Genomic DNA, 6,278 nt, shown 5'->3' with positions numbered 1-6,278 from the left:
CCACCCCAGGTCGGGGCGTCTCACCTCAGCCTGCCAGGGAGGGTGGAGGGACTCTCGATCCGGGCGTTGGCGGAGCGGCACGGGGTGCACCGCCGCACAGTTCGGCAGGCGCTGTCGGCTGCGGCGCCACCGGCGCGCAAGGCGCGGGTGTTCACGGCGCCGAAGCTGGACCCGGCCAAGCCGTTGATCGACGCGATGCTGCGTGAAGACCTGGCCGCGCACCGCAAGCAGCAGCACACCGCCCGGCGGGTGCTGGCCCGCTTGGTCGACGAGCACGCGATGGGCGAGGTGTCGTACGCCAGCGTCCGGGACTACGTCGCCCGCCGGCGCCCGCAGATCCAGGCCGAAGCCGGCCGGGTGGGCGAGCAGGCGTTCGTCCCGCAGACTCACGCACCAGGCGAGCAGGCCGAGGTCGACTTCGGTGACGTGTGGCTGACGCTGGCGGGTGAGAAGACCCGGTGCTTCATGTTCACCTACCGGCTGTCCTTCAGCGGCGCCGCGGTCCACCGCGTCTACGCCTCCCAGGGCCAGGAGGCGTTCATCGAGGGCCACCTCGAGGCTTTCGCCGTGCTGGGGGTCCCGACGGTGCACATCCGCTACGACAACCTCAAGAGCGCCGTGACCCGGGTGCTGTTCGGTCGCACCCGCACCGAGTCCGACCGGTGGACCCTGTTCCGCTCCCACGCCGGCTTCGACGCGTTCTACTGCATGCCCGGGATCGAGGGGGCGCACGAGAAGGGCGGCGTGGAGGGTGAGGTCGGCCGCTTCCGCCGCAACCACCTGGTCCCCCAGCCCGACGTTGCCACCCTGGGGGAGCTCAACGCCCGCCTGGAGCGGGCCGACGAGAGCGACCTGGCCCGCAGGATCGAGAACCGCACCCGCACCGTCGGACAGGACCTGGCCCTGGAGCGGCCGCTGCTGCGGGCCCTGCCCGCCGAGGGGTTCGACCCGGGCCTGAGCTTGACCCCGCGGGTCGACCGGTACGCCGGGTGATGGTCCGCCAGTGCCAGTACTCGGTGCCGGCCCGGCTGATCGGCCGGCGGGTGAGAGTTTCGCTGCGCGCCTCGGAGGTCGTGGTCTTCGAGGCCCGTACCGAGGTCGCCCGGCACGCCCGGTCGGTCCGCAAGGGCAGCACCGTGCTGCTGCTGGACCACTACCTGGAGGTCCTGGCCCGCAAGCCCGGGGCCATGCCCGGGGCGACCGCGCTGGCCCAGGCCCGCGCGGCCGGGACGTTCACCTCGGCGCACGAGGCGTTCTGGGCGCTGGCGCGCAAGCACGCCGGGGACAGCGGCGGCACCCGGCTGCTGGTCGAGGTCCTGCTGCTGCACCGCCACCTCTCCCACGGGGACGTCGTCGCCGGTCTGGCCGCCGCCGTGTCGGTGGGCGCGGCCAGCCCCGACGTCGTCGCGGTCGAGGCCCGCAAGGCCACGCACGCCCGGACCGGCACCACGCCCACGTTCCCGCCCGCGCTGACCACCGCCGAGCGCCAGGCGCCGGCGGCCATCGCCAAGGACCAGGTGGTGAGCCTGACCGAGCGTCGACTCCTCGAGGCCCGGGACCGGGCCGCCAGCACCGGCGCCGGCGCCGACCTTCCCGTGGACGGGCGGCCCCTGCCGTCCGTCGCCCAGTACGACGAGCTGCTGGCCCACCCGCCAGCGGCCGGAGCCCAAGGAGTCTGATGACCACCACGACCGCCACGCCCAGCACCGGTGCCCTACGAGCCGGCGCGGGCCGGGCAGGAAGGGCAGGGGTCAGTGAGCAGGCCGCGGACGCCGCGGTCGACCAGGCCTGCCGGATGCTGCGGCTGCCGACGATGCGGGCCCGCTTCGCCGAGGTCGCCGACGCCGCGGCGCGCGAGCAGCTGACCTACCGCGGGTTTCTCGCCGAGCTGCTGATGGCCGAGTGCGACGACCGCGACCGGCGACGCTCCACGCGGCGGATCACCGCCGCCGGATTTCCGCGGGAGAAGTGGCTGTCCGACTTCGACTACGCCGCCAACCCGCACATCCCGCCAGCCCTCATCGCCCAGCTCGCGACCTGCGCCTGGGTGGCCAAGGGCGAACCGCTGTGCCTGATCGGGGACTCGGGCACCGGAAAGAGCCACCTGCTCATCGGCCTCGGCGCTGCCGCGGCGATGGCCGGCCACCGGGTGAAGTACGTGCTGGCCGCCAAGCTCGTCAACGAGCTCGTCGAGGCCGCCGACGAACGCCAGCTGTCCAAGACCATCGCCCGCTACGGCCGGGTCGACCTGCTCTGCCTGGACGAGCTCGGCTACATGGAGCTCGACCGGCGCGGCGCCGAGCTGCTCTTCCAGGTCCTGACCGAACGCGAGGAGACTAACTCGGTCGCGATCGCGTCCAACGAGAGCTTCAGCGGCTGGACCAAGACCTTCACCGACCCCAGGCTCTGCGCCGCCATCGTCGACCGGCTCACCTTCGGCGGCAACATCATCGAGACCGGCACCACCTCCTACCGACTCGCCCACACCCGCGCCCAACGAGCGGGCCACGACACCGACCGTTAAAGCGCTTCGACGTCGATCCACTGCGGTCGCAACGGTCGCCCTACTACCTATTTGATGTGACCGGCCGGCGGTTCTCCCCACCAGTGCACGCCGCCAGGATCCACGGCATACACGGCACCCTCCCCTACGGGAACATCGATGTCGCGCCAGTAAATATCATGAGCAATGCGCTCTTCCAGCGAACCGGAAGCTGCCAGAGTGAAGTCGTTGTCCACTTGCCTGCGCAGGCCGAGAGGAAACGCTACCCATGGATGCTTGTACGTCACGTACAGGACGACTTGGCGACCAGCGACGCCTTCGGTCCATGCACGACTGATCTTCGCGCCATTTGAGCCGCCGCCTGGCTCTGCCTGTTCGACCTTCGATGCCAAGTCCAGAAGTGCTTGACAGATGGCCACAGGATCTGGTGCACCGCTCATGGTGATCAATACTGTAGCCCTGAGAGGCTGCCGTCCGGCCCGCCCGAGGGTGCGCTGGCCGGACAGGCCGGACGGCGAGCCCCTGCGATCAGCCGACGTACCCGTTGACCCAGGTGGGGCAGACCGACTTGCCCTTGCAGTAGGCGGTGATGACTCCCAGAGGTCCGGACACGCTGCTCGGCTGCGAACCGCCACGCGTGTACTGGCCACCCACCACGATCGTCTCGGACTTCCACGGGTTGTTGCTGTAGTACGTGACGGCCTCGTATTGAGGCCTGTTGGGCCCGCGACGTGTCTCGGTGTTGGGGCTCGTGTCGGCGCGGACGGTTGCGTAGACGAGGCTGGCGCTGGTGATGTTGTGGTTGGCCCGCAGGTGCCTCATGCCGAAGCTGGCGTTGCCCGTCCGCAGGGGCATCGACTTCCCCTTGCGGTCGGTGATCGAGCGCACGACCGACCAGGTGCTGTCGCCCCCGCCCGGCCAGGGGGCGGCATCGGGCACGGGGTCTGGGTCGGCGGCCGCCGACGTGCTGGGGTCGTCGTCCGGGGCCGGCTGGGGAGGCGTGGAGTAACCCTGCTTCTGCATGGCGCCAGCCCACTGTTCGTAGGTGCCGATGACGACGGCGCCGTCGTCAGTGGTGGATTCCGTTGCCTCGTAGCTGCCGACGGCGACAGTGCTTCCCTTGCCAGGGGCTCCTGTCGGTCCGGCTGCGAAGGCTGCTGGGGTTGCGCCGACGCTGAGGCCGATGGCCACCACCATCGTGAAGAGACGTGTTCTCGTGCCCACGGTCCGACCCTCCTTGCGGAGAGTCCGTCCCTCCGCCGAGCGGGAATTTAGGGCGAGCGTCGGCCTACGCGCGGAAGAACCGGAAAGTGCCCGAAATGTCCCTACGGCACTTGAAGCGGGGCAGCCGCCAACACCCGCCAGCGCGTCGCCGCCGGGTACGCACAGGCCTCGGCCCCCTGTCACGGCAGGCGCCAGCACATGGCGGGCAAGACGTGGCGGTGGAGACGATCAGGTGCTGGGCCACGCCCCGCCCAAAGATGGCGACACCCTCGTGGGGTTCTCGTGGGGCCAACTACCTCTGACACGGTGGGGCCAGTTGACCTTGACAGAGCCAGTGGGGCGGCGCCGGCCGGCCCCGTCACGGTGCGCCTCGAGGACGGCGCCGGGCTGACCTCTGCCGGCAGCCCCGGGTGCGTCACCTCCCGGGCGCGCCGCCCGGGGTACCACGCAGCACGGCGCGCTTGACGCGCAGCCGCAGCTTCGTGGTGCGGGACGCCCGCAGCTCCTCGAGCCGGCTGCTGATGCGCGCACCCATCTGCTCGAGGACGTCGTGGTCGAGCTTCGCGTCGACCTCGGCGAACATCTCGCGCTCCTCCTGGCCGGCGTGGTGCTCCACGGCCTGGTGCAGCACGCGGACCTCGGCGTCGAAGCCGGCTCGGCGCGGCCCCGTCCGTAGGACGACGGCGACCTGGTCCTCCAGGTAACGGTGCTCGGCGTGCGCCACGGCCACCCTGGGGCTGGCGGCCGTCACGGACGGGTAGAAGATCTCGTCCTCGAGCTGCTCGTGCATGCTCAGCTCGTCGACCAGGTGGTCGAGCACCTGCCGGCGTTCGTCGACCCGGTCGGCGGGCAGGCCGCCGAGCCGCGTCAGCAGCGCCCGCAGCTCGTCGTGGTGGGCGGAGAGCACCTCAGTGGCGCGCACGACCGACCTCCCGCTCGTCCTCGTGCCGCTGCTCGGCGGCCGTGACGCTCCCGGGCGAGGCCCCGGGCACCGGCGGGACCCGCCGCACCTGCACTCGCCCGTCCCGCAGGCGTGCCTCGAAGCGGGGCAGCGGCGCCGTGGCCGGGCCGTGGACCACCTCGCCGTCCTCCGTGGAGAAGCACGAGCCGTGCCACGGGCAGACGAGGCCCTTGCGCGTCACCCAGCCCTCCGAGAGCGGCCCGCGCAGGTGCGGGCACTCCTCGCCCAGGGCCCGCACCGGGCCGTCGTCCTCGCGCAGGAGGACGACGCGCACGCCGTCCACGTCGGCCCGCACGGGGCGACCTGCCTCGAGGTCGGTCACTGGCAGGGCGTCGGTGAAGGTCCGCGGCGCGAGGGACCGGTCGGCGTGGTCGCCGCCGATCCCGTGGCGGTGCACGAGTGCGCCGCCGAGGGCGGCGCTGGCCGTGACCACGACCCACCCGGCCGCCCCGAGGAGCCGGCCCCGGCGGGGCGCGTCGCGGCGGCAGCGCCAGGACGCCAGCTGGAGAGCGACGGCCGCCGAGCTCAGGAGCCCGTGGACGACGCCGACGCGACGTGCGCCCTCGTGCGTGTGCTGCCAGTCGGCCAGGCCGGTGACGGCGGACGCGACGGCGCCCAGGACGCCCAGGCCCGTGCAGGTGCGCGACGCCGCGGCGAGCCCGGCGGTACGCCCCCCACCGACGACGTCGACGCAGTCGAGCGCGAGCGCGGCCGTCCAGGAGCCGATCGGCACGTCGGTCAGCGCCGGGTGCAGCGGGTGGCCCAGCCAGGTGCCGTGCAGCGCGTCGAGAACCGGTCCGCGGGCACGGCCCAGGGCGTTGAAGGACACCCCGAGGACGTGCTCGGCGCGGTAGGAGGGCCGGTCCAGCAGCTCCCAGCCCTCGGGCGCCACCGTCGCCCGCTCGGAGAGGTCGCGCAGTCGGCTCACGGCTCCCATTCGCCCCCGTCGGCGCGGCGCCCGCAACCCGGGGCCGCAACCGAGGTCGAGCCCAGGGCCGCCGCCCGGTGGGGGCTACCTCCTCGCGCCGTCCTTGGCGTTCCCCCCCCGGTCCTTGGTCTCCTCGGCGTCCGTGGTGAGCGCGGCGACGAGGGCCTCCTGGGGGGACCTCGACGCGGCGCACCACCGTCATCCGGCTCTTGCCCTCCTCCCACCTCTCCAGCAGCAGCCCGTCGACTCGAGCTCGTCGACGGCACGCTGGACCGTGCGCCGGCGGCACGATCGAGGGCGTCCCGCGTGACGGAGCTGCGCGTGGATCCCCATCCGGACCGGGCGACGGGCGACGTCGCCGCGAGGCAGCGCACGACCGCTCCTGCGACGTGCGCCGTCGCCGACGGAGGGTCGGTCGTCGGGGCGCGCCCTCGGTGTGGAGGGTTGCTTCCTGCGGCAGGCTTCGTGGGGCGACCACGCCGGTGGGAGGTGGGTCCGTGCTCACGACGGTCGTGCTGTCGGCGGGGTCACCACGTGGAGCAGGTCCCGGAGCTGCTGGCTCGGGGCGGTGGGCGAGTGGCGCCATGCGAGGGCGCCGCGGATCCTCGTGCGAGGGAGCGTCGGTCAGGAGGGGACGAGCGCGCGGGCCTCGAGCGAGCCGT

Annotated in this window: 5 protein-coding genes and 1 pseudogene; 2 read left to right on the top strand and 4 right to left on the bottom strand. The window is 72.8% G+C overall.

Annotation, left to right across the window (positions count from 1 at the left end):
• The first annotated feature begins 30 nt into the window (after window positions 1-30).
• Window positions 31-1,679 (top strand): annotated as a pseudogene (gene istA / locus WDZ17_RS17060) (IS21 family transposase).
• On the top strand, window positions 1,679-2,524 hold the full coding sequence (gene istB, locus WDZ17_RS17055; protein WP_339576377.1) for an IS21-like element helper ATPase IstB: 846 nt from the start codon (window positions 1,679-1,681) through the stop codon (window positions 2,522-2,524). The pseudogene istA and the gene istB overlap by 1 nt, the downstream one beginning before the upstream one ends.
• Before the next feature lie 47 nt (window positions 2,525-2,571).
• On the opposite strand, the gene WDZ17_RS17050 is transcribed toward istB, so the two are convergent.
• From WDZ17_RS17050 to WDZ17_RS17035, 4 genes are all read right to left on the bottom strand, one after another.
• The gene (locus tag WDZ17_RS17050) at window positions 2,572-2,943 is read right to left on the bottom strand and encodes a hypothetical protein (RefSeq protein ID WP_339576376.1); all 372 of its coding nucleotides are present in this window, start codon (window positions 2,941-2,943) and stop codon (window positions 2,572-2,574) included.
• 88 nt (window positions 2,944-3,031) lie between these two features.
• Window positions 3,032-3,526, bottom strand: a complete 495-nt coding sequence (locus tag WDZ17_RS17045; protein ID WP_339576375.1) for a hypothetical protein — start codon at window positions 3,524-3,526, stop codon at window positions 3,032-3,034.
• A 616-nt stretch (window positions 3,527-4,142) separates the two neighbouring features.
• Entirely contained in the window at window positions 4,143-4,649 is a 507-nt protein-coding gene (locus tag WDZ17_RS17040) for a hemerythrin domain-containing protein (RefSeq protein ID WP_339576374.1), read from the bottom strand.
• A complete protein-coding gene (locus tag WDZ17_RS17035) occupies window positions 4,636-5,616 on the bottom strand; it encodes a Rieske (2Fe-2S) protein (protein WP_339576373.1) in 981 nt (326 codons plus the stop codon). The genes WDZ17_RS17040 and WDZ17_RS17035 overlap by 14 nt, the downstream gene beginning before the upstream one ends.
• Between the last annotated feature and the right edge of the window lie 662 nt (window positions 5,617-6,278).

This window comes from Pseudokineococcus basanitobsidens, from assembly GCF_037482545.1.
In the GTDB taxonomy this organism is placed as follows: Bacteria; Actinomycetota; Actinomycetes; order Actinomycetales; family Quadrisphaeraceae; genus Pseudokineococcus; species Pseudokineococcus basanitobsidens.
The sequence above is the reverse complement of the archived record's forward strand: the minus strand, read 5'-3'. Positions and strand labels throughout refer to the sequence as shown.